Source organism: Pseudomonas sp. DTU12.3 (genome assembly GCF_004124275.1).
GTDB classification, from domain to species: Bacteria; Pseudomonadota; Gammaproteobacteria; order Pseudomonadales; family Pseudomonadaceae; genus Aquipseudomonas; species Aquipseudomonas helmanticensis.
In genome coordinates this window covers 1,311,845-1,337,967 of sequence record NZ_CP027218.1, presented here as the reverse complement: position 1 = coordinate 1,337,967, position 26,123 = coordinate 1,311,845, and the positions used below count along the sequence as shown (strand labels likewise).

Below are 26,123 nucleotides of genomic sequence, written 5' to 3'. Positions count from 1 at the left end.
AGCTGCCGCAGGCTGCGATCTTTTCAGGCGCGTCGCTGTTATAGTTTTTGCTCCCACCGCGATGCGAGCCGTTCATGCCTGATTCCGCAGCCCCGATCCTCATCACCGGCGCCGGCCAGCGAGTCGGTCTGCATTGTGCGCAACGTTTGCTCGAGGATGGTCATCGCGTCATCTTCACCTACCGCACTGAACGTCCCGGCGTACAGGCGCTACGAGACCACGGCGCGCTCGGCTTGTACGCGGATTTTTCCAGCGAAGCGGCCATTCTCGCGTTTATCACCGAGCTGAAAACCCACACCGACAGCCTGCGGGCGATCGTCCACAATGCGTCCGAATGGATGGCAGAATCGCCGGACAACGAAGCTGATGCCTTCACGCGCATGTTCAATATCCACATGCTCGCGCCTTATCTGCTCAACCTGCACTGCGGCGAGCTGCTGCAACGCTCGACGCCTGCCGACATCATTCACATCAGCGACGACGTCACCCGCAAGGGCAGCAGCAAACACATCGGTTATTGCGCCACCAAGGCCGGGCTCGACAGCCTGACCCTGTCTTTTGCCGCGCGTTATGCGCCAGCCATCAAGGTCAACGGCATTGCCCCGGCCCTGCTATTGTTCAACCCCGAGGACGACGCGGCCTACCGCGCCAAGGCCCTGGCGAAATCCGCGCTGGGCATCGAACCCGGCAGCGAAGTGATCTACCAAAGCCTGCGCTATCTGCTCGACAACCCTTATGTCACCGGGACGACCCTGACCGTCAACGGCGGACGGCACGTCAAATAAGCCGCCTCGCGAGGATGTTCCATGACCCGCTCACTGCCCGAGAATTACCGCGACATCCTCATCGGCCTCGGTGAAGATCCCGATAGAGAAGGACTGCTCGACACCCCGACGCGCGCGGCCAAAGCCATGCAATACCTGTGTCACGGTTATGAACAGAGCGTCGACGAGATCGTCAATGGCGCACTGTTTGCCTCGGACAGCGACGAGATGATCATCGTCGCTGACATCGAGCTGTACTCGTTGTGCGAACATCACCTGCTGCCCTTCATCGGCAAGGCCCATGTGGCTTATATTCCGACGGGCAAGGTACTGGGTCTGTCGAAGATCGCGCGACTGGTAGACATGTTCGCCCGGCGTCTGCAGATTCAGGAAAACCTCACCCGGCAAATCGCCGACGCGGTGCAACAGGTCACCGATGCTGCCGGCGTTGCCGTGGTCATCGAGGCCAGACACATGTGCATGATGATGCGCGGTGTTGAAAAACAGAATTCGACCATGAACACCTCGGTCATGCTCGGCGCCTTCCGCGAGTCGAGCAATACCCGCCAGGAGTTCCTGCAATTGATTGGACGGAGCAAGTAAATGCCACAACTTCAGCCGGGAATGGCGCGCATCCGGGTCAAGGATCTGCGCTTGCGCACCTTTATCGGGATCAACGAGGACGAAATCCTCAACAAGCAGGATGTACTGATCAACGTGACAATCCTGTATGCCGCGCAAGAAGCGGTGCGGGACAACGACATCGATCACGCATTGAACTACCGCACGATCACCAAGGCGATCATCGCCCACGTCGAGGGCAACCGTTTTGCGCTGCTCGAACGCCTGACTCAGGAGTTGCTCGATCTGGTGATGAGTAATGGCTCGGTTCTGTACGCCGAAGTCGAAGTCGACAAGCCGCATGCGCTGCGTTTTGCCGAGTCGGTATCGATAACGCTCGCGGCAAGCCGCTGAGCTTCAAGCTTCAAGCTTCAAGCTTCAAGCTTCAAGCGGTAAGCTAACGGCCGACCCCGATCCAATCTTGCAGCTTGAAGCTTGCCGCTTAAAGCTGTCTCGCAGAGACCCCCATGACTGATCAACAACGCCTCGAACTCGAAGCCGCCGCCTTCCGCCGGCTGGTCGCTCACCTGGACAGCCGCAAGGACGTGCAGAACATCGACCTGATGAACCTCGCCGGGTTCTGCCGCAACTGCCTGTCGAAGTGGTACAAGGCCGAAGCCGACGAGCGCCAGATCGACGTCAGCCTCGATGACGCCCGCGAAGTGGTTTACGGCATGCCGTACGCCGAGTGGAAAGCCCAATATCAGCAAGAAGCCAGCGCCGATCAGCAAGCGGCGTTCGCCAAAGGAAAAACCCATGAGTGACCTCAACACCTTGCGCGTCAGCCTCAACAGCGGCGAACACGCGTTCGCCGACACCCTGGCTTTTGTTGCCGCCGGTTACGACTACCAGCCGCAAGCCTTCAACAACGGTGGCGTGGAAAACGCTGCCGGGCAGAACGAAGGTTCGTGCAAGACTTTGGGTCTGGCGCTGCTGGAAGGGCTGAGCGATGAAGAAGCGCTGCTGGCGTTTGGCGAGCATTATCGCTCGGTGGTGGCGACGCCTGAGGGCAGTGATCACGGCAATATTCGTGCGTTGATCAAGCACGGTCTGGCCGGCGTGACATTCACCGCCCAGCCCCTGACTCGCCGCTGATTCCTCTATCCACACAAAATCCCTGTGGGAGCGAGCCTGCTCGCGAATACGGACTGACATTCAACATTGATGTCGACTGAAGCACCGCTTTCGCGAGCAGGCTCGCTCCCACTTTTGCTTTGTGATGGCTGTGAATAACGGGCACAAAAAAACCGGCCAATCTGGCCGGTTTTTTTGTGTCTGCGATTTAGAACGAAGCGTTCTGCAGTCCATCGAGGTAACGCTCGGTGTCCAGTGCCGCCATGCAACCGGCGCCGGCCGAGGTGATGGCCTGGCGGTAAACGTGGTCAGCCACGTCACCGGCAGCGAAGATGCCTTCGACGCTGGTCGCGGTAGCGTTGCCGTCACGGCCGCCCTGCACCACCAGATAACCGTCTTTCAAGGTCAGCTGGCCTTCGAACAGCGAGGTGTTCGGGGTGTGGCCGATGGCGATGAACACGCCGTCGACGGTGATTTCGTCGAAGCTGCCGTCGTTGTTCTTCAGACGCGCACCGGTCACGCCCATGTTGTCGCCCAGGACTTCGTCGAGAGTGGCGTTCAACTTGAGGATGATCTTGCCTTCAGCGACGCGAGCGTTGAGCTTGTCAATCAGGATCTTCTCGGCGCGGAAGGTTTCACGACGGTGGATCAGGGTCACGGTGCTGGCGATGTTGGCCAGGTACAGTGCTTCTTCAACAGCAGTGTTGCCGCCGCCGACCACTGCAACAGGCTTGTTGCGGTAGAAGAAACCGTCGCAGGTCGCGCAGGCGGAAACGCCTTTGCCCATGAACGCTTCTTCCGATGGCAGGCCGAGGTAACGCGCGCTGGCGCCAGTGGCGATGATCAGGGCGTCGCAGGTGTAGGTCGCGCTGTCACCGGTCAGGGTGTAAGGCTTGGCAGCGAAGTCGACCGCGTTGATGTGATCGAAAACGATCTCGGTTTCAAAACGCTCGGCGTGCTCGCGCATGCGCTCCATCAGGACTGGACCGGTCAAGCCGTGGACGTCGCCCGGCCAGTTGTCGACTTCGGTAGTGGTGGTCAGTTGACCGCCAGCCTGCATGCCGGTGATCAGCAGTGGCTTGAGGTTGGCGCGGGCCGCGTATACCGCAGCGCTGTAACCGGCAGGGCCGGAACCGAGAATAATCACTCGCGAATGACGGACTTCAGACATGACCTGCTCCTGTTGACCGGGCCGAAAAACGGGCACGGATCGCCGGACTGCCGGCGGGAATAAAAAAGGACTGTGGATAACCTTGGGGAAGGCGTGAGCTCGACAGTCCTGTAAAAAGTTGGGTGCAGCGTATCGAGGGGGGCAAGATTAAGGAAATACGGTTTAACAATCCAGCTCATAGGTGGTCTCTATGCCGACACACTGACGAGATGGACGTCTTTGTTACAGTGAATGTCGATCGCTCTACCGCGCTTTCGCAGCGGTTGCAAAGTCGGTAAGGTCGGCGCGTTTTCCCTTGCTCGGAGCACCTTATGCCCGCCCCTGTTCTGTCCGGCCCGCAATACCTGCGCGAAGGCCTCAAACTGGTCTTGAGTCCTGGCCTGCGCCTGTTCGTGTTGCTGCCGCTGGCGATCAATCTGGTGCTGTTCGTCGGATTGATCTATCTGGCCGGCCACCAGTTCAGCCTGTGGGTCGATACGCTGATGCCGTCGCTGCCCGAGTGGCTGAGTTTTCTCAGCTACATCCTCTGGCCCTTGTTCGTGGTGCTGGTGGCGTTGATGGTGTTCTTTACCTTCACCATGCTGGCCAACGTGATCGCCGCGCCGTTCAACGGCTTCCTTGCCGAGAAAGTCGAAGTGGTGGTGCGCGGCACTGATGATTTCCCGGCGTTCAGCTGGGGCGAACTGATCGCCATGGTCCCGCGCACCCTCGCCCGGGAAATGCGCAAACTCGGTTACTTCCTGCCCAGGGCTATTGGCCTGTTCATCCTCTCCTTCATTCCGGTGGTCAACATCGTTGCCGCGCCGCTGTGGCTGCTGTTCGGCGTGTGGATGATGGCGATCCAGTACATCGACTACCCGGCGGACAACCACAAACTCGGCTGGAACGAAATGCTCGCCTGGCTGCGCGAAAAGCGCTGGCAGAGCATGAGTTTTGGCGGGATTGTCTATCTGGTGCTGCTGATTCCGGTGGTCAACATCCTGATGATGCCGGCCGCTGTCGCCGGGGCGACACTGTTCTGGGTGCGTGAGCGTGGCGCCGAAAACCTTGTGAGCCAGCGCTAGGCGCGTCACAAATCCATCATCCGAACGTCACAGGCACGACATGGCCTCAGCCGACACTGAGGTCATGACGACAGCTCTACACATCACCCTGATCAGCGAAACCTTCCCACCGGAAATCAACGGCGTGGCCAATACCCTTGGCCGCTTGTGCGAGGGACTGCGCGCGCGCGGGCATCAGGTTGATCTGGTGCGGCCGCGTCAGGCCGGCGATCCGCAGCGTAGTGAAGATAGTGCGCTGTTGTTGTGTCGAGGCTGGCCGCTGCCGGGGTATCCGGGGCTGCAATGGGGTCAGTCGTCGATGCACAAACTGCTGCGACGCTGGAAGCGCCAGCGGCCGGATGTGCTGTACATCGCCACGGAAGGCCCGCTCGGATTGTCGGCGCTGCGCGCGGCGCGGCGTTTGGGGATATCGGTGGTCAGCGGGTTTCACACCAACTTTCAGCAATACACCAGTCAATACGGGCTCGGTCTGCTGACGCGGATGCTCACGCATTACCTGCGCTGGTTTCACAATCGCTCGGCCATGACTTTGGTGCCCAGTCCCAGTCAGCGTCTGGAACTGGAGCGTCGGCATTTCGAGCGTTTGGCGTTGTTGTCGCGCGGTGTGGACAGCCAGTTGTTTCATCCGAGCAAACGCCTGAATGCGTTGCGTGAGCAATGGGGATTGGGCGAGCGCGATGTTGCGGTGATTCATGTCGGACGCCTCGCGCCGGAGAAAAACCTCGGTCTGCTCAAACGCAGTTTCGAAACGCTGCGCAGCACTTATCCACAACGCAATCTGAAACTGATCGTGGTCGGTGACGGGCCGCAACGGCTGGCGCTGGAAAAAGAACTGTCTGAGGCGATTTTTTGCGGTGCACAGCGCGGTGAGGCGTTGGCGGCGCACTACGCGTCGGGCGACGTATTTTTGTTTCCGAGCCTGACCGAAACCTTTGGCAATGTGGTGCTGGAGGCGTTGGCATCAGGGTTGGGGGTGGTGGCTTACGATCAGGCTGCGGCGGCGCAGCATATTCGTCATGGCTACAGCGGCGTGCTGGCGATGCCCGGGGACGAAGAGGCGTTTTGCGAGGCGGCTGTGTGGTTATTGGAAGAGGATGAGCGGTTGCGTTGCGTGCGCCTGAATGCGCGACAGCATGCGAGTCGCCAGGGGTGGGCGGCGATTATCGAGCAGTTTGAGAGACACTTGCGCGGGGCTTGTTTGGGGGAGTTGGTGGTGCCTGAGGCTCAAACACTGCCCTGAATCTTTGCTGACCTGACAACCGCTATCGCGAGCAGGCTCGCTCCCACAGGGGATCTTTAGTGAACATAAAATTTTGTGAACACCAGAGGAACCTGTGGGAGCGGGCTTGCTCGCGAAGGGGCCAATGAAGGCGCTGGTTAAACCAGCGTCATCAACGCCTCACGGCTGAATGGCAGAATGTCCTGCTCACGCCCTTCGCGGACTTTCTGCGCCCAGTCCGGATCGACCAGCAGCGCGCGGCCCACTGCCACCAGATCAAATTCCTCTTTGTTCAAACGCTCCAGCAGGTTCTCCAGACTGGCCGGTTGCGCGACCTTGTCGGTATTGACCATGAACTGCAGGAACTCGCCATCCAGGCCAACGCTGCCAACGGTGATGGTCGGTTTACCGGTCAGCTTGCGGGTCCAGCCCGCCAGGTTCAGGTCAGAGCCATCGAACTCCGGCTCCCAGAAACGCCGCGTCGAGCAGTGAAAAATATCCACGCCAGCGTCGGACAACGGCTTGAGGAACTCGCCCAGGGCTTCCGGGGTTTGCACCAGACGCGCGGTGTAATCCTGCTGCTTCCACTGCGAGAAACGGAAGATGATCGGGAAACCTTCGCCGACCGCAGCACGCACCGCTTGAATCAGTTCGATGGCGAAACGCGAGCGGTTGGCAAGGCTGCCGCCGTATTCGTCGCTGCGCTGGTTGCTGCCTTCCCAGAAAAACTGGTCGATCAGGTAACCGTGCGCGCCGTGGATCTCGACGCCGTCCATGCCGATGCTTTGCGCATCTTTAGCCGCTTGGGCGAAGGCTGCGATCACGTCCTGGATGTCTTGTTTGCTCATGCCGTGTACCACGACCTGACCGTCCTTGAGCTTTTCCGACGGGCCGTAACCCGGCACGCTGGCGTCCGGCTCGGTGCCGATGCGACGCACGCTGCCGACATGCCACAGTTGCGGAACGATCTTGCCGCCTTCGGCGTGCACCGCGTCGACGACTTTCTTCCAGCCGGCCAACGGCGCTTCACCAAAGAATTGCGGCACGTTCGGGTAACCGTTGGAGGCCACGTGACCGACGGTGGTGCCTTCGGTGATGATCAGGCCAACCCCTGCGGCGGCGCGACGGCGGTAGTACTCGATGACTTTCGAATTCGGCACGCCACCCGGGGAGAAAGAACGGGTCATCGGCGCCATGACCACGCGGGTCGGCAGTTCGAGGGCACCGAGGTGGAACGGTTTGAACAAGGCTTGAACGGGCATCGATAAGCTCCACAGAGATGGCTTTATGACGGCGATAATATGGAGAGCCGAGGCCTTTGAACAGCATTATTGATTTTGGTGATTAAGGATTAAAAGACGAAAAGCAAAAGATCGCAGCCTTCGGCAGCTCCTACACGGGGATAAGGTTTCCCTGTAGGAGCTGCCGAAGGCTGCGATCTTTTGATCTAGCGTTATCAGCCCAGCGCTTTTTCAATCGCATGCACAATGGTCGGATCATCCGGGGCCGTGCGCGGCGAGAACCGCGCCAGCACCCGGCCGTCCTTGCCGAGCAGGAATTTCTCGAAGTTCCAGGTGATGTCACCGGGAAACTCCGCGCCCTCGCCCGCCAGCAAGCGGTACAACTGATGACGGTCATGACCGTTGACTTCGAGCTTGCTCGACAACGGGAACGTCACGCCATAGTTGAGGCTGCAAAAATCCTGAATGTCCTTTTCAGAACCGGGTTCCTGGCCGGCAAACTGGTTGCACGGCAGGCCCAGCACACTGAAGCCTTTGCCTTTGAATTGCTGATAGAGGTTTTCCAGCGCCGCGTACTGAGGCGTCAAGCCGCACTTGGAGGCGACGTTGACCACCAGCACGACTTGGCCCTTGAACGGCGCCAGCGGTAGCTCCTGACCATCCAGGGCTGTCAACTTAAGGTCGTGAAAAGCACTCATGACGAACTCCAGGATTCCGATGTTCTACTCGAAACAGCCACTTGGCGAGGCCACCAAGGACAGCCGCGGACTAAAAAGGCGCCCGCAGGCGCCTCTCCAGTACTCGAAGCTTAGCGCAGAAAATCAGTGGTGATGGCCACCTTCGCCATGGACGTGGCCATGAGCGATTTCTTCCTGGCTGGCATCACGGATGTCAACGATCTTCACTTTGAAGTTCAGGCGCTGACCGGCCAACGGGTGGTTGCCGTCAACAGTCACGTCGTCGCCGTCGAGGTCACGGATGGTGACGATCTGCATCTGGCCGTCCGGCGCCGAAGCGTGGAACTGCATGCCGACTTCCAGCTCGTCAACGCCTTCGAACATGCTGCGGCTCAGGGTGCTGACCAGTTCAGCGGCGTATTCGCCGTAAGCATCTTCCGGCTCAACGGAAACTTCCAGTTCGTCGCCGACAGCTTTGCCATCCAGAGCTTTTTCCAGGCCCGGGATGATGTTGCCTGCGCCTTGCAGGTAGACCAGCGGAGCGCCGCCGGCGGAGCTGTCGATGACCTCACCAGCGTCGTTGGTCAGGGTATAGTCGATGGAGACAGCCTTATTGGCGGCGATCAGCATGGGGCGAGACCTTTTGCAGAAGAATATAGAAAGGCCAAGTTTAGCGAAGCAATCGCGCGAAAGCGAACACAACCCGGACAAACGGGTTTCGACGATCGCAGGCTTCCATCAGGACGAAGAAGGTCATTGGGTGGCCGAGCTTTCCTGTGGCCACACCCAACACTTGCGTCACCAGCCGCCCTGGCAATCGCGGGCGTGGGTGCTCGACCCGGCGCAACGTATTGAAAAAATAGGCCAACCCTTTGCCTGCGGTTGGTGCGCTCAAGCCCCGGTTAGCGATAACCTTGGCGACTGAATTTCGGTAGTCAGCCAGATATAAGCTGACACCATTGCCATGCACCCTTAGAGAATTCGCATGCAAACTTTTTTTATCGCGCCCACCGATTTTGGCGTGGGTTTGACCTCCATCAGCCTCGGGCTGGTGCGTACATTGGAGCGCGCCGGCTTGAAAGTCGGCTTCTTCAAACCGATCGCCCAGCCGCATCCGGGCGACACCGGCCCTGAGCGCTCCACCGAACTGGTGGCACGCACCCACGGCCTGAAACCGCCGCAACCATTGGGCCTCGCGCACGTAGAGAGAATGCTCGGCGACGGTCAACTCGATGAGCTGCTCGAAGAAATCATCACCCTGTATCAGCAAGCCGCCATCGGCAAAGACGTGCTGGTCGTCGAAGGCATGGTGCCGACCCGCAGCGCCAGCTACGCCGCGCGGGTCAACCTGCACCTGGCCAAAAGCCTCGATGCCGAGGTGATTCTGGTCTCGGCGCCGGAAAACGAAGTGCTCGCCGAACTCTCCGGTCGGGTTGAACTGCAGGCGCAATTGTTCGGTGGCCCGAAGGACCCGAAAGTCCTCGGGGTGATCCTCAACAAGGTCAAGACCGACGAGAGCATGGAAGCCTTTGCCACGCGCCTGAAGGAGCATTCGCCGTTGCTGCGCAGCGGCGATTTCCGCTTGCTCGGCTGCATTCCGTTCCAGCCCGAACTCAACGCGCCACGCACCCGCGACGTCGCCGATTTGATGGGCGCACAAGTGCTCAACGCCGGCGACTACGAAACCCGGCGGATGACCAAAATCATCATTTGTGCGCGGACCATGCGCAACACCGTCGAGCTGCTCAAGCCCGGTGTGCTCGTGGTGACGCCGGGGGACCGCGACGACATCATCCTCGCCGTCAGCCTCGCGGCGATTAACGGCGTGCCGCTGGCCGGCCTGTTGCTGACCAGCGACACCCTGCCCGATCCGCGCATCATGGATCTGTGCCGAGGCGCGTTGCAGGCCGGCTTGCCAGTGTTATCGGTGAGCACCGGCTCGTATGACACCGCCAACCTGCTCAACGGTTTGAACAAGGAAATCCCGATCGATGACCGCGAGCGTGCGGAGATCATCACTGACTTCGTCGCCAGCCATCTCGACGCCAAATGGCTGCACCAGCGCTGCGGTACGCCACGGGAAATGCGCCTGTCGCCGGCGGTGTTCCGCTATCAGTTGATTCAACGTGCACAGGCGGCGAACAAACGTATCGTTCTGCCTGAAGGCAGCGAGCCATTCACCGTGCAAGCGGCGGCGATCTGTCAGGAGCGCGGGATTGCCCGTTGCGTGTTGCTGGCCAAACCGGAAGACGTCGAAGCCGTCGCCCGCGCCCAAGGCATTACGTTGCCGCCGGGCCTGGAGATTCTTGATCCGGATCTGATCCGCGAGCGCTATGTAGAACCGATGGTAGCCCTGCGCAAAACCAAAAGTCTCAACGCGCCGATGGCCGAGCAGCAACTGGAAGACACTGTGGTGATCGGCACCATGATGCTGGCGCTGGACGAAGTCGACGGATTGGTTTCCGGTGTGATCAACACCACCGCCAACACCATCCGCCCGGCCTTGCAGTTGATCAAGACCGCACCGGGTTGCACGCTGGTGTCGTCGGTGTTCTTCATGCTGTTCCCGGAAGAAGTGCTGGTGTACGGCGACTGCGTGATGAACCCGCACCCAAGCGCCACCGAACTGGCCGAGATTGCCCTGCAAAGCGCGGATTCGGCAGCGGCGTTCGGCATCACCCCACGTGTGGCGATGATCAGTTACTCCAGCGGCGAATCGGCCACCGGCGAAGAAGTCGAAAAAGTGCGTGAGGCCACCCTGCTCGCTCACGAACAACAGCACTCGCTGCTGATCGACGGCCCGCTGCAATACGACGCCGCCGCCAACGCTGAAGTAGCCCGGCAACTGGCGCCGAACAGTCAGGTCGCCGGTCGCGCTACGGTGTTTGTCTTCCCGGATCTGAACACTGGCAACACCACGCACAAAGCCGTACAGCGCAGCGCCGATTGCGTCAGCCTCGGGCCGATGCTGCAAGGCCTGCGCAAACCAGTGAACGATTTGCCGCGCGGCGCGCAAGTCGACGACATCGTCTACACCATCGCCCTCACCGCGATTCAAGCCGCCAACCGACCTATGGATGTGTAAATGCTGGATTTTCTACCTGCACCCGTGCGCGGCGTGATCGCCTCGCTGCTGTTGGCACTCAACACAATTCTGCTCTGCTCGTTTCTGTTCTGCGTGGCGCTGGTCAAGGCCTTGCCGTTTGCCTTGACCCAACGCATCGCCGGTTGGCTGATGAGCCACACCCATGAAGCGTGGATCAGCAATAACAAGGGCTGGATGAATCTGGTTCGACGCACCCGCTGGCACATCAGCGGCTTGCAAGGCCTCGACTATCAGCACTCGTACCTGATCACCAGCAACCACCAGAGCTGGGTCGATATTCTGGTGCTGCAATACGTGCTCAACCGTCGGATTCAGCCGCTGAAATTCTTTCTCAAGCAGGAGCTGATCTGGGTCCCGGTGATTGGTCTGGCCTGGTGGGCGCTGGGCTTTCCGTTCATGAAGCGTTACTCCAAAGCGTACCTGGCCAAGCACCCGGAGAAGAAAGGCAAAGACCTCGAAACCACGCGCAAGACGTGTGCGAAGTTTCGTCATAACCCGGTGGGGATTTTCAACTTTGTCGAAGGCACGCGGTTTACCGATAGCAAGCATGCGCAACAGCAATCGCCGTTCAAATATCTGCTCAAGCCGAAGGCTGGCGGGATTGCCTTTGTGCTGGATGCGATGGGTGAGCAGCTGGAGTCGATCGTCAATGTGACGATTCACTACCCGGCCGGGCGTCCGGGGTTTTGGGACCTGCTGTGCGGCAATGTGCGCGATGTGGTGGTGCACTTTGCAGAGCTGAAGATCCCGCAGCAATTCATCGGCAAGAACTACGATCAGGACGGTGAGTATCGTTTGCAGTTTCAGGGCTGGATCAATCAGCTGTGGCTGGACAAGGATGCGCTGCTCGAACAGATGCACCGCGAATATCCCGATCACCACTAACCCCTGTGGGAGCGAGCCTGCTCGCGAAAGCGGTGGATCAGCTTGCAAAGATGTTGAATGAGATAACGCTTTCGCGAGCAGGCTCGCTCCCACAGTTTTGATCGCCTTGTGCCCGAATAAAAAAGCCCGCCGATGATTGCTCATCGGCGGGCTTTTTCTTGCAGATTGAAGCTAGAAGCTTGTCGCTGCTTTATTGCTTAGATCGCGCCACGCTGACGCAGCAGATCCAGCACTTGCTTGACGCTTTCTTCCAGACTCAGCGTCTGCGTGTCGATCACCAGATCGGCATTCAGCGGCACGTCGTACGGGAAGGATTCGCCCGGGATGTTGTCGCCACCAGCAGCGTACAGACCTTGCGGATCACGCTCGGCGCACACGGCCGGCGAGGCCTGTACGTAGACCGTCAACAGACGATCCTTGCCGATCAGATCCTTGGCCTGCTCGCGCCCTTCGGCACTCGGTGCAACGAACGCGGCCAGGGTCACCAGGCCGGCTTCGTTGAACTGACGCGCCACGTGCGCGGCACGACGCCAGTTTTCGGTACGGCCGATGCGATCCTGTGGCAGACCTTTATTCAGGTCGTGACGCAGGTTCTGCCCATCCAGCACAAACACCGCACGGCCCATGTCGAACAACTTGCGTTCAACCGCATACGCCAGCGTGCTCTTGCCCGCGCCCGACAGGCCGCTGAACAGCACGGTAGCCGGTTGCTGGCCGAAACGCTGAGCGCGTTCTTCAGTGGCAACGTGCGCGAGTTTGCCGTGGTGCGTGGCGGTGCCGTGCGTCACTGGCTGTGCGACGATCATGCCGGCGCCAACCGTGCCGTTGGTCAAGCGATCGATGATGATGAACGCGCCGGTGGTGCGGTTGCTCTCGTAACCGTCGAGGGCGATCGGCGCGTCCAGCGCGATCTTCACCTTGCCGATTTCGTTGAGCTGCAACGCGCTCGCCGGGCCTTCTTCCAGAGTGTTGACGTCGACCTTGTTGACGATGCTGGCAATCGAGCCCGGCACGTAACTGGTGGCGCGTTTGATGTCGTATTTCTTGCCCGGCAGCATCGGTTCTTCAGCCATCCACACCAGCATCGCTTCGAAGCTGTCGGTGACCGGCGGCACGTTGTCGGCATGCACCAACAGGTCGCCACGGGAGATGTCGATTTCGTCTTCCATGGTCAGCGTTACGGCCTGACCTGGACCTGCGTGTTCCAGTTCACCTTCGAAGGTGACGATGGATTTCACGCGGCTGCTCTTGCCCGACGGCAGCACCACCACTTCGTCGCCTTTCTTGACGATGCCGCTGGCCAGCGTGCCGGCGAAACCACGGAAGTTCAGGTTCGGACGGTTGACGTACTGCACCGGGAAACGCAGATCGGTGAAGTTGCGATCGCCGGCGACTTCCACGGTTTCGAGGATTTCCATCAGCGACTGGCCTTTGTACCAAGGCGAGCGCTCGGACTTGTTCACCACGTTGTCGCCGTTGAGGGCAGACATCGGCACGAAGTGCATGCTGGTCGGCTTCATCTTCAAGCCTTCGGCGAACTTCAGATAGTCAGCCTTGATCGACTCGAACACGCCTTCATCGAAGTCTTTCAGGTCCATCTTGTTGATGGCGACGACGATGTGTTTGATCCCCAACAGGGACGCGATGAAGCTGTGGCGACGGGTCTGGGTCTGCACGCCATAACGCGCATCGACGAGGATGATCGCCAGGTCACAGGTGGAGGCACCGGTGGCCATGTTGCGGGTGTACTGCTCATGGCCGGGAGTGTCGGCGATGATGAATTTGCGTTTGGCAGTAGAGAAATAGCGGTAAGCAACATCGATGGTGATGCCCTGCTCGCGCTCGGCCTGCAGGCCGTCGACCAGCAAGGCCAGGTCGATGTCGTCACCGGTGGTGCCGACTTTCTTCGAGTCGCGGGTGATCGCTTCGAGGTGATCTTCGTAGATCATCTTCGAGTCGTGCAGCAAGCGCCCGATCAGGGTGCTCTTGCCGTCATCGACGTTACCGCAGGTCAAAAAGCGCAGCAGCTCTTTACGTTCGTGCTGGCCCAGGTAGGCGAGGATGTCCTCGCTGATCAAATCAGATACGTGCGACATGACAACCCCTTAGAAATAACCCTGACGTTTTTTGTCTTCCATCGAGCCTGCGCCATCGTGGTCGATGACCCGGCCCTGGCGCTCGGAAGTTCGCGTCAGGAGCATTTCCTGGATGATGTCCGTCAGCGTCTCGGCTTCGGACTCCACCGCGCCCGTCAACGGGTAGCAGCCAAGGGTGCGGAAACGCACTTTCTTTTTGACGATGCGCGCTTTGTCTTCGTCGGACAGGTGCTCGAGGATGCGCTCGTCGTCGATCATGATCAGCGTGCCGTTCTTCTCGATCACTTCGCGTTCGGCGGCGAAGTACAGCGGCACAATCGGGATGCCTTCGAGGTAGATGTACTGCCAGATGTCCAGTTCGGTCCAGTTCGACAGAGGGAATACGCGGATGGATTCGCCCTTGTTGACCTTGCCGTTGTAGACGTTCCACAGCTCTGGGCGCTGGTTTTTCGGGTCCCAGCGGTGCTTGCTGTCGCGGAACGAGTACACGCGCTCTTTGGCGCGGGATTTCTCTTCATCGCGACGGGCGCCGCCGAAGGCTGCATCGAAACCATGCTTGTCGAGCGCCTGTTTCAGGCCTTCGGTCTTCATGATGTCGGTGTGTTTGGCGCTGCCGTGGGTGAACGGGTTGATGTTCTGCGCCACGCCATCGGGGTTGATGTGGGTGATCAAGTCCAGGCCCAGTTCTTCGACCATCTTGTCGCGGAACTTGTACATCTCCTGGAATTTCCAGCGAGTGTCGACGTGCATCACCGGAAACGGCAGTTTGCCCGGGAAGAACGCCTTGCGTGCCAGGTGCAGCATCACGGCGGAGTCTTTACCGATGGAGTACAGCATCACCGGGTTATCGAACTCGGCGGCGACCTCGCGGATGATGTGGATGCTTTCCGCCTCCAGCTGTTTCAGATGCGTCAGTTTGTCGACCATGGCTACTCACGAAAACTTTCTTATGAACGGCCAGCGGGCCGTGTTCGAGCGGGAAATCCTAGCACAGCGGCCTCTTCTAATCAGGACGCCAACTAGATCGAAAGGGTATATGAATATGCCCGCCAGTTCGGCCGATCCGCCCGTGTAGGAGCTGCCGCAGGCTGCGATCTTTTGATCTGGCCTTTTACAACAAGATCAACAGATCGCAGCCTTCGGCAGCTCCTACAGGGGGAATGTGGGCGGTGTCAGATGGGGTTGGGGATGTCGATGAAGATGTGTTCGAGGGCGAAGCGTTTCGCCAGGTAGTCACCGAGCGCCTGAACGCCGTAGCGTTCGGTGGCGTGGTGGCCGGCGGCGATGAAGCTGATGTCGTTTTCGCGGGCGCTGTGGAAGGTCTGCTCGGAGGCTTCACCACTGAGATACAGATCGACGCCCGCCGCGACGGCCTGATCGATATAGCCCTGACCGCCACCGGTGCACCAGCCGACCCGGCGGATCATCGGGTTGCCCTCGATCAAAAGTGGCTCGCGGCCCATGGCTTCCTGGACCTTGCGGGCAAAATCGCGCGCGGTCATCGGGTCTTTCAACGAGCCGACCAGACCGACGATTTTCAGATTGTCCGGATCCAGTGGCCCTTCCACCGTGATGTCCAGTTGGCGAGCCAGCTGGACGTTATTGCCAACGTCCGGGTGCAGGTCCAGCGGCAGGTGATAGGCCAGCAGACTGATGTCGTGCTTGAGCAGGGTCTTCAGTCGACGCTGCTTCATGCCGGTGATGCACGGGTTTTCGCCCTTCCAGAAGTAGCCGTGATGCACCAGCACCAGATCGGCCTCGGCCTCGACGGCAGCATCCAGCAGAGCCTGACTGGCGGTGACGCCGCTGACAATGCGCATCACCTGCGGACGGCCTTCGACCTGCAAGCCGTTGGGGCAATAATCGGCAATTTTCGCACTGCCAAGGTAACGGTCGGCTTCTTCGACGAGGGTGCTGAGGGCAACGGCCATGAAAGACTCCTAAATATCCCGTTCAGAGGCGCGCGCGGCCTCGTATAATGCGCGACATTATGGGCGGTCTGACCCCGCCTGCAACTCTTCCAGGACGTGATTAATGTTCAAGGCGCTGCGTTTTATGGGCTGGCCGCTGTTGGCCGGCGTGCTTATCGCTCTGTTGATTATTCAGCGTTACCCGCAGTGGGTCGGGCTGCCGAGCCTCGACGTCAACCTGCAACAGGCGCCGCAAACCACCAGCGTGCAGCAGGGCCCGGTGTCCTATGCCGACGCGGTGACCATCGCGGCGCCATCGGTGGTCAACCTGTACACCACCAAAGTCATCAACAAACCGGCGCATCCGTTGTTCGAAGATCCACAGTTCCGCCGTTTCTTCGGTGACAACTCGCCGAAGCAGAAACGCATGGAGTCGAGCCTTGGTTCCGGCGTAATCATGAGCCCGGAAGGCTACATCCTCACCAACAACCACGTGACCAGCGGTGCCGATCAGATTGTGGTCGCCCTGAAAGACGGTCGCGAAACCCTCGCCCGCGTCATCGGCAGCGACCCGGAAACCGATCTCGCGGTCTTGAAGATTGACCTGAAAAGCCTGCCGGCAATTACCGTCGGCCGCTCCGACAACATTCGTATCGGCGACGTCGCGCTGGCCATCGGCAACCCGTTCGGCGTCGGCCAGACCGTGACCATGGGCATCATCAGCGCCACCGGGCGCAATCAGTTGGGCCTGAACAACTACGAAGACTTCATCCAGACCGACGCGGCGATCAACCCGGGCAACTCCGGCGGCGCGCTGGTCGATGCCAACGGCAACCTGACCGGCATCAACACGGCGATTTTCTCCAAGTCCGGCGGCTCGCAGGGCATCGGTTTTGCCATCCCGGTGAAACTGGCGATGGAAGTCATGAAGTCGATCATCGAGCACGGCCAGGTGATTCGTGGCTGGCTGGGCATTGAAGTACAACCGCTGACACAGGAACTGGCCGAGTCGTTCGGTTTGTCCGGGCGTCCGGGGATTGTGGTTGCGGGGATCTTCCGCGATGGCCCTGCGCAGAAGGCGGGCCTGCAATTGGGTGACGTGATTCTGAGCATCGATGGCGAGCCGGCCGGTGATGGTCGCCGTTCGATGAACCAGGTCGCGCGGATCAAACCGACCGACAAGGTGACGATTCAGGTGATGCGCAACGGCAAAGAGTTGAAGCTGAGCGCTGAAATCGGCTTGCGTCCGCCACCGGCGCCAGTGCAGGAAAAAGAAGAGTAAGACTTTTTTCGCGCCAAACGCGCGAATAAAAGACATTCTCAACAGGCATGTTATATTGTTTCAATTCTAAGAATTGGAACAACATAACATGTCGTCTCGAACAAAGGCCTCGCTGCTCGGCCTGAGCCTTGGCCTGCTGGTCGATCCAGCTTTCGCCGAAGAACCCGAACCCCTCGAACTCGACGCCATCAGCGTCATTTCCGACTACGAATCGCCGACCGGCCCGGTCAATGGCTATCGCGCCACGCGCTCGTCCAGCGCGACCAAAACCGACACCGCGATCCGCGATATTCCGCAGGCGATCAGCGTGGTGCCGGCCAGCGTGCTCAAGGATCTGGGCAGCAGCAGCGTCGAGCGCGCGCTGGATTTCGCTGGCGGCGTGTCGAAGCAAAACAACTTCGGCGGCCTGACGCTTTACGAATACAGCGTGCGCGGCTTCACCACTTCGGAGTTCTACAAGGACGGTTTCAGCGCTAATCGCGGCTACCCGAGCACACCGGATGCGGCCAATATCGAGCGCATCGAGGTGCTCAAAGGCCCGGCCGCCAGTCTGTATGGTCGAGGCGATCCTGGCGGCACGGTGAATATCGTCACCAACAAACCGCAGCCCGAAGCCTTCACCACTTTGCAAACCAGTGCCGGCAGCTGGGATCGCTATCGCAGCGCGCTGGACGTCAACACGCCGCTGGATGACCAAGGTGATGTGCTCTCGCGAATCAACCTCGCGATCGAGGACAACCACAGCTTTCGCGATCACGTCGACAGTCACCGCATGTTTGTTGCGCCCTCGATCAGTTGGCAACTGAACCCGGACACCTCGCTGCTGGTGGAAAGCGAGATCGTCCGTCACAGCTCCACGTTCGATCGCGGCATCGTCGCGCCAAACAACAAGTGGAGCGGCGTTTCGCGCTCGACCTTCCTTGGCGAACCCAACGACGGCAACATCGACAACCACAACAATCTGCTTCAGGCCACGTTGGAGCATCACCTCAACGACAGCTGGAAACTGCGCCTGGCCAGTCATTACAAGGAAGGCAAACTCTGGGGTTACGCCTCGGAAAACCGCCCGCTGAGCGCTGATGACCGCACCGACAACCGTCGCTATCGCGAACGCGATACCCGTTGGCACGACAGCATCACCCAGTTCGAGCTGCGCGGTCTGTTCGACCTCGGTACGTGGCAGCACGAACTGCTGATCGGCACCGAGTATGAAAACTTCCGCAAGAACGAGCGTGTCACCAGCATCGCCGGCGGCCCTTACGCCATCGACATCTACAAACCGATCTACGGTCAGGCGAAACCCAACGGCGCACGCTCGGGCACTGACACGTTCGAACACGTCGAAAGTCATGCGCTGAACCTGCAGGATCAAATCATTTTCACCGACAAACTGCGCGGGATGATCGGTGCGCGCTTCGAGCATTTCGATCAACACATCGACGACCACAGTCGCAACGCGCCGAGCAACCAGCGTCATGACGCCCTCACCCAACGCGCCGGCCTGCTCTATCAACTGACGCCAGAAACCGGGCTGTTCGCCAATGCCTCGACCTCGTTCAAACCGAACAATGGCCTCGACGCGTCCGGCAAATCCTTCGACCCGGAAGAAGGTGTCGGCTACGAAATCGGCATCAAGAACGCGCTGTTCGACGAGCGCCTGAGCAGCACCCTCGCCTTCTTCCACATCGACAAGGAAAACGTCCTCGCCCTCGATCCGGCCACCGACACCAGCCGTGCGATGGGCAAGGCGCGCAGTCGCGGTTTCGATTGGCAGGTCACTGGGCAAGTCACCGATGCCGTACGCGTCATCGGCGCCTTTGCCTACATCGACGCCGAAGTCACCCAGGGTGACGCGGTGATTCCCACCGGCAGCCGCATCCTCGGCGTGGCCAAACACAGCGGCAGTCTGCTCGGGGTTTATGAATTTCAGGATGGCCGTTTGCGCGGCTCGGACGTCGGCGCGGCGTTCACCTATGTTGGGGATCGCTCAGGTGAATCCGGCAGCGATTTCGAGTTACCGGCCTATCACACCGTCGACCTGCTGGCCCATTACAAAGCCAGCGACAACGTCACCGTCGGCCTGAATCTGAACAATCTCTTCGACGAAAAATACTACGAGCGCTCCTACAGCAACTACTGGGTCAACCCCGGCGAGCCGCGCAATTTCACCGTCAGCCTGACTCTCAACCTGTAAAAGGAAGTCCCCCATGCAATACGGCAAAACCCTTGTGCTCATCGCTGCGCTGTTCGCCGGCCAGGTCTCGGCCCATGGCCTCTGGACCGAACAACGCCGTGGCAATATCGAAGTGATCTACGGCCATGGCGCTGAAGACAATGCCTTCAAGGCACAGAAAATCAGCGGTGCCTGGGCCTACGATGTGGGCGGCAAGATGATTCCGGTCAGCGTCGAGCGTCTGGCGGATCACGCCCGTTTGAAGCCGCTGAAGTCGCCCGCAGTGATGGCCGTGGCACTGAACAATGGCATGTGGTCGCAAACCGCCGACAAGAAGTGGATCAACCAGGGCCGCAGCAAAGTGCCGGGCGCTGTCGAGGCGACCGAAACGTTCAAATACAGCCTGGCGATTTACCAGCCGGGAGCGAAGTTGCCCAAGCTCGATCAACTCAAATTGCTGATTCTGCCGGAGGTTGATCCGTTGACCGTGGGGCTTGGCAAGTCATTGCCGGTGCGGGTGTTGCTCGACGGCAAACCGGCGGCGGGGGTGAAGTTGATCGGCGACTATCGCAGCGCGCCGAACACGCTGAGCACCGAGACTGACAAGGATGGCCGGGCGCAGGTGTTGGTCAGGAATGAAGGGTTGAATGTGATTGCGGCGCAGGTTGAAGTGCCGGTGAGGGACAGTGCGGATGTTAATAGTCGCGGCTTGTTCAGCTCACTGACATTCCTCGGCGAGCCGCATCACGAATAAGAGCAGCCCCTCATCGGAAACGCCGCCCGCCCAGCCCTCTCCCGGAGGGAGAGGGGGCCGACCGAGTTGTCTTGTGAGGTACATCGACCTGAAAGACCGAGTCGATTATGGATTCGGTACAGCAGCATCAGGTCGGTGCAATTCAACAGCATCCCCCAATCAGTCCCCTCTCCCTTTGGGAGAGGGTTAGGGTGAGGGGCTCTTGCCTTTAAAGCTCGCCGAGGCCGTCGATCAGCGCCTGATTCTGCTCCGGCGTGCCAATCGAAATCCGCAGGAACTGCGCGATCCGCTCCTGCTTGAAGTGCCGCACGATCACGCCCTGCTCACGCAATTTAGCCGCAAGTCCCGCCGCATCATGCTGCGGGTGCCGCGCAAAAATGAAGTTCGCCGCCGACGGCAACACCTCAAAACCCTTGGCCTGCAACTGCGCGATCACCCACTCGCGGCTCTCGATCACCAGACGGCAGGTCTTGTCGAAATACTCGCGATCTTCGAACGCCGCCGCTGCACCAACAACCGCCAGTCGATCCAGCGGATACGAGTTGAAGCTGTTCTTGATCCGCTCCAGCGCCTCGATCAGGTCCCGATGCCCGACTGCCAGTCCCACCCGCAAGCCCGCCAACGAGCGCGACTTGGACAAAGTCTGCGTCACCAGCAGGTTCGGATAACGATCGACCAGACTGATCGCCGTATCGCCGCCGAAGTCGATGTACGCCTCATCAACAACCACAACTGAATCCGGGTTGGCCTTGAGGATTTGCTCGACTGCATCCAGCGCCAGCAGGCAACCGGTCGGTGCGTTCGGGTTAGGGAAGATGATCCCGCCATTCGGCTTGGCGTAGTCGGCCGGGTCGATCTGGAACTGCGCGTCCAGCGGCACTGCGTCGAACTTGATGCCATACAGACCGCAATAAACCGGATAGAAGCTGTAGCTGATGTCCGGGAACAGCAGCGGCTGATCGTGTTGCAATAGACCGTGAAAAATGTGCGCGAGCACTTCGTCCGAACCGTTACCGAGGAACACCTGATTGCTCTGTACGCCGTAATACTGGGCGACGGCAGTTTTCAGCAGATCGCTGTTCGGGTCCGGGTACAGACGCAGGTTGTCATTCAACTCAACCTGCATCGCCGCCAGGGCTTTTGGCGATGGGCCGTAGGGGTTTTCATTAGTGTTGAGCTTGACCAGTTTGGTCAGCTTCGGCTGTTCGCCCGGCACGTACGGCACCAGATCCTTGACGAACGGGCTCCAGAATTTACTCATCGCTCAGTTCCCCTGCCCTTTTAGAAAGTCTGCGTCTTTGATGCGGTATTCAGCGCTGCGCGCGTGCGCACTCAGCGATTCGCCACGGGCCAGTACCGATGCCGTCTTACCCAATTCGCAAGCACCGGCCTCGGAGCAGAAGATGATCGACGAACGCTTCTGGAAGTCGTACACGCCCAGCGGCGAGGAGAATCGCGCGGTGCCGGAAGTCGGCAGCACGTGGTTCGGGCCTGCGCAGTAGTCGCCCAGCGCTTCGGAGGTGTGACGGCCCATGAAGATCGCGCCGGCGTGGCGGATCTGCGGCAGCCAGGCTTGCGGGTCAGCGACCGACAGCTCCAAGTGTTCCGGGGCGATGCGGTTGGCGACTTCGATGGCTTGCGCCATGTCCTTCACGTGAATCAGCGCACCGCGACCATTGATCGAGGTTTCGATGATGGTCGCGCGGTCCATGGTCGGCAGCAGTTTGTCGATGCTCGCCGCAACCTTGTCGAGGAACTCGGCGTCCGGGCTGACCAGAATCGCCTGGGCGTCTTCGTCGTGCTCGGCTTGCGAGAACAGGTCCATGGCGATCCAGTCCGGATCGGTCTGGCCGTCGCACACCACGAGAATTTCCGAAGGGCCGGCGATCATGTCGATGCCGACCTGACCGAACACGTGGCGCTTGGCCGTGGCGACATAAATGTTGCCCGGACCCACCACCTTATCGACTTTCGGAACGCTTTCGGTGCCGTAGGCCAGAGCCGCAACCGCTTGTGCGCCACCGATGGTGAACACGCGGTCAACGCCGGCGATGCACGCAGCCGCCAACACCAGTTCGTTGATTTCACCGCGCGGGGTCGGCACGACCATGACCACTTCGGTCACGCCGGCGACCTTGGCCGGAATCGCGTTCATCAACACCGACGACGGGTACGACGCCTTGCCGCCCGGCACGTACAGACCGGCGCGATCCAGCGGCGTGACCTTCTGGCCGAGCACAGTGCCGTCGGCTTCGGTGTAGCTCCACGAGTCCTGTTTCTGTTTCTCGTGGTAGCTGCGCACGCGGGCCGCAGCTTTTTCCAGGGCTTCGCGCTGTGCCACGGTAATCCGCGTCAGCGCCAGTTCCAGGCGCTCGCGCGGCAGGATCAGGTCAGCCATCGAAGCGACTTCGAGGCCGTCGAACTTCTCGGTGAACTCGACCAGCGCCGCGTCACCGCGTTCGCGCACAGCCTTGATGATGTCCAGCACCCGCTGATTGACCGAGTCGTCAGACACACTTTCCCAGCTCAGCAGATGATCCAGATGATGCGCGAAATCCGGGGCAGCAGCGTTGAGTCGGCGAATTGCAGTCGTTGCGGTCATAGCGAGAGCCTCATAGGAATGGCAAAAACTCAGGCGCCCGAAACTATCATTCGATCCGCTTAGGCACCTGAGAACTCTGGCTATGAGGCGGATAGACGGCGCGACCTGGGGTCGCGCAGGTAAATCAGCCGCGGTGTCGAGACTCCACTGCATTGCGCAGAGTGTCGATCAACGCCTGGATTCGGGCGTGTTGCATTTTCATCGAAGCCTTGTTGACCACCAGGCGCGAGCTGATCGTGGCGATCAGTTCCTGAGGTTCCAGGCCGTTGGCGCGCAGGGTGTTGCCGGTGTCGACCACGTCGATGATCTTGTCGGCGAGACCGATCAGCGGTGCCAGTTCCATCGAGCCGTAGAGCTTGATGATGTCGACCTGACGGCCCTGCTCGGCGTAGTAACGCTTGGCGACGTTGACGAATTTGGTCGCCACACGCAGACGGCCCTTGGGCTCTGGCGCGCCGATCTTGCCGGCGGTCATCAGTTTGCACTGGGCGATTTGCAGGTCCAGTGGCTCGTAGAGGCCCTGACCGGTGTATTCCATCAACACGTCTTTACCGGCCACGCCGAGGTCAGCCGCGCCATGCTCGACATAGGTCGGCACATCGGTGGCGCGCACGATCAGCAGACGAACGTCGTCCTGCGTCGTGGGGATGATCAGCTTGCGGCTCTTGTCCGGATTCTCGGTCGGCACGATGCCCGCTTCGGCGAGAAGCGGCAGGGTGTCGTCAAGGATGCGGCCCTTGGACAGTGCGATGGTCAACATGGGAAACGTCAGTCCTTATCAAGGTACTCATGTCCGGTCGCAATCGGCGCCGGACACACGTCGAGCCGGAAACCGGCTCGACTCTTAAACTCAGTGGACACGTCCCTGTGTCCCAATCCAGCAATCAGCCCGGAACGCGACGGATCTTGGCGCCCAGCATCTGCAGTTTTTCTTCGATGCACTCGTAACCACGGTCGATGTGGTAGATGCGGTCGATCAGCGTGTCGCCTTCGGCAACCAGTGCCGAGATCACCAGGCTGGCCGAAGCACGCAGGTCGGTGGCCATCACTGGCGCGCCTTTCAGGACTTCAGTACCGGTAACGATGGCAGTGTTGCCTTCGACCTGGATCTTGGCGCCCATGCGGTGCAGCTCGTACACGTGCATGAAACGGTTTTCGAAGATCGTCTCGATCACCGCACCGGTGCCTTCGGCAATGGCGTTGAGCGAGATGAACTGTGCCTGCATGTCAGTCGGGAAAGCCGGGTACGGTGCGGTGCGCACGTTCACTGCTTTCGGACGCTTGCCGTGCATGTTCAGCTCGATCCAGTCTTCACCGCAGGTGATTTCTGCGCCGGCTTCACGGAGTTTATCCAGGACCGCTTCAAGGATGGTCGGATCGGTGTCCTTGACCTTGACGCGACCACCGGTGACGGCAGCAGCGACCAGGTAGGTGCCGGTTTCGATACGGTCAGGCATGACCTTGTAGAAGCACGAACCCAGACGCTCGACGCCATCGATGGTGATGGTGTCGGTACCGGCGCCGGACACTTTGGCGCCCATGGCGTTGAGGAAGTTCGCCAGGTCAACCACTTCAGGCTCGCGGGCGGCGTTCTGCAGCACGCTACGGCCCTTGGCCAGAGCAGCAGCCATCATGATGTTCTCGGTACCGGTCACGCTGACGGTATCGAAGAAGAAGCTTGCACCGCGCAGGCCACCTTCAGGCGCCTTGGCCTTGATGTAGCCGCCTTCGACGTCGATGACCGCGCCCATGGCTTCAAGGCCACGGATGTGCAGGTCGACCGGACGCGAACCGATGGCGCAACCGCCAGGCAGGGCGACTTCGGCTTCACCGAAACGGGCAACCATCGGGCCCAGTACCAGGATCGAGGCACGCATGGTTTTCACCAGTTCGTACGGCGCAATCAGGGTCTTGATGGTGCGCGGATCGATTTCGACGCTGAGTTTCTCGTCGATCACCGGCTCAATGCCCATGCGACCGAACAGCTCGATCATGGTGGTGATGTCGTGCAGGTGCGGCAGGTTGCCAACGGTCACCGGGCCATCGCACAGCAGCGTGGCAGCCAGGATCGGCAGGGCAGAGTTCTTTGCCCCGGAGATGCGGATCTCGCCATCAAGACGAGCGCCACCGGTAATAATCAATTTATCCATAAGAATCTCGACGCCCTTAGGCTCAGGTGCGCTCGGCCCAGGCCGCGCTGCTGAAAAATTTCATAGTGACCGCATGGATGCTGCCATCGGTGATCCATGGGTTCAAATGGGCATAGATCTGCTGCTGACGCTTCACCGGGCTCAACGCCGCCAGTTCATCGCTAATCACGTTCAGCTGGAAATTGCAGCCTTCGCCCTCAACTTCTACCAACGTTCCGGGCAGCTTTCCTTCAAGGAAGCTCTTCACTTCTACGGCCTGCATGCTCAACCTCAATCGGCGCCCTGTGCGCACGGGTCGGACATCATACAAAAAAGCCCCGCGCCTGCGAACCCCGCATGGCAGGACTCTGACGGGGGGCTTCTTTACAGATGCGGGTTCAGGGGTGCGCCAACAGCTCGGTCAGCTCACTGACCTGGGCGATTTCGCGCATGTCTTCGGGCATCGCGCGGATGCTCACAGCCTTGCCGACCGCGTGGGCATCGCGCATGAAGCACAGCAGCAACGACAAACCGACGCTGCTGGATTTCTTCACCGCCGAACAATCGATCACCAGCGACGCCGCTTTGCTGGACTTGATCAGTGCCTGACCTTCCTTGCGCAGGTCAGGCCCGGTGCGGTAATCCAGCACTCCGCTGAGCAATAGCTCGTCGACATCACTCATACGAACTGCGGCCTCATTCATTGCGCTTGGTTCTTTTCGGTGGACTCTTTGGCTTTGGCCACTTCACCTGCCCAATTGTTGATGGTCTTGTCCAGGTCATTGCCATTGCGCTGCATCGCGTCAGCGAACTGATCACGGAACAGCTTGCCGATGTTGATACCGTTGATGATCACGTTGCGCAGTTTCCACTCGCCGTCGATCTTCTCCAGCGTGTACTGCACAGGATAGATCGCACCGCTGGAGCCTTTGACGGTCATGCCGACGCTGGTGCGATCGCCCGACTCATCCTTGGCAGGATCGACGGTAATGCCCTGGTTGTTGTACTCGAGCAAGGCGTTACCGTAGAACTGGAACAGGCCGCGCTTGAAGTTTTCCTGGAAGGTCTGCATCTGCGCAGGCGTGGCCTTGCGCGAATACTTGACCGTCATGATGCTCTTGGAAATGCCTTCGGCATCCACTACTGGCCCGACGATGCTGTTGAGCGCCGCGTAGAAATCAGTTGGATCCTGCTTGTACTTCTCTTTATTGGCGGACAGATTGGCAAGCATCCGGTTCGTGGTGTCCTGAACCAGATCATGCGCCGATTGTGCCGCCACAGCGTTACCCATCAGTGGCAATGTCGCGAGCAACACCAACAGGCCACGTCGCAAGGTAGAGATCATTCAAAAGCTC

Annotated in this window: 27 protein-coding genes; 13 read left to right on the top strand and 14 right to left on the bottom strand. The window is 59.8% G+C overall.

The features are described from left to right. Nucleotides 1-74: 74 nt before the first annotated feature. The 5 genes from folM to C2E19_RS05915 all read left to right on the top strand — a co-directional run bounded on the left by folM (nt 75) and on the right by C2E19_RS05915 (nt 2,480). A complete protein-coding gene (gene folM / locus C2E19_RS05935; RefSeq protein ID WP_129389250.1) occupies nt 75-785 on the top strand; it encodes a dihydromonapterin reductase in 711 nt (236 codons plus the stop codon). Nucleotides 786-806: 21 nt separating this feature from the next. Continuing rightward, nucleotides 807-1,367 (top strand): GTP cyclohydrolase I FolE, encoded by a 561-nt coding sequence (gene folE / locus C2E19_RS05930; RefSeq protein ID WP_129389247.1) that lies wholly within the window; start codon nt 807-809, stop codon nt 1,365-1,367. Continuing rightward, nucleotides 1,368-1,739 (top strand): dihydroneopterin triphosphate 2'-epimerase, encoded by a 372-nt coding sequence (folX, locus tag C2E19_RS05925; RefSeq protein WP_053117178.1) that lies wholly within the window; start codon nt 1,368-1,370, stop codon nt 1,737-1,739. It abuts the gene before it with no gap. 113 nt (nt 1,740-1,852) lie between these two features. Then, entirely contained in the window at nt 1,853-2,149 is a 297-nt protein-coding gene (locus C2E19_RS05920; RefSeq protein ID WP_129389244.1) for a DUF1244 domain-containing protein, read from the top strand. Next, the gene (locus C2E19_RS05915) at nt 2,142-2,480 is read left to right on the top strand and encodes a HopJ type III effector protein (protein ID WP_129389241.1); all 339 of its coding nucleotides are present in this window, start codon (nt 2,142-2,144) and stop codon (nt 2,478-2,480) included. The genes C2E19_RS05920 and C2E19_RS05915 overlap by 8 nt, the downstream gene beginning before the upstream one ends. Before the next feature lie 187 nt (nt 2,481-2,667). Here C2E19_RS05915 and trxB read toward each other — a convergent pair whose 3' ends face one another. After that, entirely contained in the window at nt 2,668-3,630 is a 963-nt protein-coding gene (gene trxB / locus C2E19_RS05910) for a thioredoxin-disulfide reductase (RefSeq protein WP_129389238.1), read from the bottom strand. A 311-nt stretch (nt 3,631-3,941) separates the two neighbouring features. Here trxB and cysZ point away from each other — a divergent pair, with 311 nt between their 5' ends. Further along, a complete protein-coding gene (gene cysZ, locus C2E19_RS05900) occupies nt 3,942-4,694 on the top strand; it encodes a sulfate transporter CysZ (RefSeq protein ID WP_129389234.1) in 753 nt (250 codons plus the stop codon). Nucleotides 4,695-4,734: 40 nt separating this feature from the next. Beyond that, entirely contained in the window at nt 4,735-5,934 is a 1,200-nt protein-coding gene (locus C2E19_RS05895) for a glycosyltransferase family 1 protein (RefSeq protein WP_129389231.1), read from the top strand. 137 nt (nt 5,935-6,071) lie between these two features. On the opposite strand, the gene C2E19_RS05890 is transcribed toward C2E19_RS05895, so the two are convergent. The 3 genes from C2E19_RS05890 to C2E19_RS05880 all read right to left on the bottom strand — a co-directional run bounded on the left by C2E19_RS05890 (nt 6,072) and on the right by C2E19_RS05880 (nt 8,461). Then, a complete protein-coding gene (locus C2E19_RS05890; protein WP_129389228.1) occupies nt 6,072-7,175 on the bottom strand; it encodes an NADH:flavin oxidoreductase in 1,104 nt (367 codons plus the stop codon). 194 nt (nt 7,176-7,369) lie between these two features. Beyond that, nucleotides 7,370-7,852, bottom strand: coding sequence for a glutathione peroxidase (locus tag C2E19_RS05885; RefSeq protein WP_077571144.1), 483 nt, complete (start codon nt 7,850-7,852; stop codon nt 7,370-7,372). 123 nt (nt 7,853-7,975) lie between these two features. Further along, entirely contained in the window at nt 7,976-8,461 is a 486-nt protein-coding gene (locus tag C2E19_RS05880) for a peptidylprolyl isomerase (RefSeq protein WP_008085027.1), read from the bottom strand. On the opposite strand from C2E19_RS05880, the gene C2E19_RS05875 reads away from it, so the two are divergent. From C2E19_RS05875 to C2E19_RS05865, 3 genes are read left to right on the top strand one after another with little or no spacing between them, the layout of a single operon-like run. After that, nucleotides 8,430-8,756: a DUF3565 domain-containing protein gene (locus tag C2E19_RS05875; protein ID WP_129389225.1), complete on the top strand. Its 327-nt coding sequence runs from the start codon at nt 8,430-8,432 to the stop codon at nt 8,754-8,756. The genes C2E19_RS05880 and C2E19_RS05875 overlap by 32 nt on opposite strands. Nucleotides 8,757-8,816: 60 nt before the next feature. After that, the gene (gene pta, locus C2E19_RS05870) at nt 8,817-10,916 is read left to right on the top strand and encodes a phosphate acetyltransferase (RefSeq protein WP_129389221.1); all 2,100 of its coding nucleotides are present in this window, start codon (nt 8,817-8,819) and stop codon (nt 10,914-10,916) included. Beyond that, nucleotides 10,917-11,822: an acyltransferase gene (locus C2E19_RS05865; protein WP_129389218.1), complete on the top strand. Its 906-nt coding sequence runs from the start codon at nt 10,917-10,919 to the stop codon at nt 11,820-11,822. 197 nt (nt 11,823-12,019) lie between these two features. On the opposite strand, the gene cysN is transcribed toward C2E19_RS05865, so the two are convergent. The 3 genes from cysN to C2E19_RS05850 form a co-directional block, all read right to left on the bottom strand. After that, nucleotides 12,020-13,918, bottom strand: coding sequence for a sulfate adenylyltransferase subunit CysN (gene cysN / locus C2E19_RS05860; RefSeq protein WP_129389215.1), 1,899 nt, complete (start codon nt 13,916-13,918; stop codon nt 12,020-12,022). Between the two features lie 9 nt (nt 13,919-13,927). Then, complete coding sequence (gene cysD / locus C2E19_RS05855) at nt 13,928-14,845, bottom strand: sulfate adenylyltransferase subunit CysD (RefSeq protein ID WP_008085033.1); 918 nt, start codon at nt 14,843-14,845, stop codon at nt 13,928-13,930. Between the two features lie 245 nt (nt 14,846-15,090). Further along, the gene (locus C2E19_RS05850; protein ID WP_129389212.1) at nt 15,091-15,849 is read right to left on the bottom strand and encodes a Nif3-like dinuclear metal center hexameric protein; all 759 of its coding nucleotides are present in this window, start codon (nt 15,847-15,849) and stop codon (nt 15,091-15,093) included. Nucleotides 15,850-15,952: 103 nt separating this feature from the next. Between C2E19_RS05850 and algW the strand changes: the two genes are divergently transcribed. From algW to C2E19_RS05835, 3 genes are all read left to right on the top strand, one after another. Next, a complete protein-coding gene (algW, locus tag C2E19_RS05845) occupies nt 15,953-17,110 on the top strand; it encodes a Do family serine endopeptidase AlgW (RefSeq protein ID WP_129389209.1) in 1,158 nt (385 codons plus the stop codon). An 88-nt stretch (nt 17,111-17,198) separates the two neighbouring features. Beyond that, nucleotides 17,199-19,304, top strand: coding sequence for a TonB-dependent siderophore receptor (locus C2E19_RS05840; protein ID WP_129389206.1), 2,106 nt, complete (start codon nt 17,199-17,201; stop codon nt 19,302-19,304). 13 nt (nt 19,305-19,317) lie between these two features. After that, complete coding sequence (locus C2E19_RS05835; protein WP_129389203.1) at nt 19,318-20,037, top strand: DUF4198 domain-containing protein; 720 nt, start codon at nt 19,318-19,320, stop codon at nt 20,035-20,037. 208 nt (nt 20,038-20,245) lie between these two features. Here C2E19_RS05835 and hisC read toward each other — a convergent pair whose 3' ends face one another. The 7 genes from hisC to C2E19_RS05800 form a co-directional block, all read right to left on the bottom strand. Then, complete coding sequence (gene hisC / locus C2E19_RS05830) at nt 20,246-21,298, bottom strand: histidinol-phosphate transaminase (protein WP_129389200.1); 1,053 nt, start codon at nt 21,296-21,298, stop codon at nt 20,246-20,248. 3 nt (nt 21,299-21,301) lie between these two features. Then, nucleotides 21,302-22,639 (bottom strand): histidinol dehydrogenase, encoded by a 1,338-nt coding sequence (hisD, locus tag C2E19_RS05825; RefSeq protein WP_129389197.1) that lies wholly within the window; start codon nt 22,637-22,639, stop codon nt 21,302-21,304. Nucleotides 22,640-22,763: 124 nt separating this feature from the next. Continuing rightward, nucleotides 22,764-23,399: an ATP phosphoribosyltransferase gene (gene hisG / locus C2E19_RS05820; protein ID WP_007912384.1), complete on the bottom strand. Its 636-nt coding sequence runs from the start codon at nt 23,397-23,399 to the stop codon at nt 22,764-22,766. A 124-nt stretch (nt 23,400-23,523) separates the two neighbouring features. Next, complete coding sequence (murA, locus tag C2E19_RS05815) at nt 23,524-24,789, bottom strand: UDP-N-acetylglucosamine 1-carboxyvinyltransferase (protein ID WP_053117117.1); 1,266 nt, start codon at nt 24,787-24,789, stop codon at nt 23,524-23,526. A gap of 22 nt (nt 24,790-24,811) precedes the next feature. Further along, the gene (locus tag C2E19_RS05810; RefSeq protein ID WP_007912386.1) at nt 24,812-25,051 is read right to left on the bottom strand and encodes a BolA family protein; all 240 of its coding nucleotides are present in this window, start codon (nt 25,049-25,051) and stop codon (nt 24,812-24,814) included. 115 nt (nt 25,052-25,166) lie between these two features. Further along, nucleotides 25,167-25,472 (bottom strand): lipid asymmetry maintenance protein MlaB, encoded by a 306-nt coding sequence (locus C2E19_RS05805; protein WP_129389194.1) that lies wholly within the window; start codon nt 25,470-25,472, stop codon nt 25,167-25,169. Continuing rightward, the gene (locus tag C2E19_RS05800) at nt 25,469-26,113 is read right to left on the bottom strand and encodes a phospholipid-binding protein MlaC (protein ID WP_129389191.1); all 645 of its coding nucleotides are present in this window, start codon (nt 26,111-26,113) and stop codon (nt 25,469-25,471) included. Before C2E19_RS05800 ends, C2E19_RS05805 begins: the two co-directional genes overlap by 4 nt. Nucleotides 26,114-26,123 lie beyond the last annotated feature (10 nt).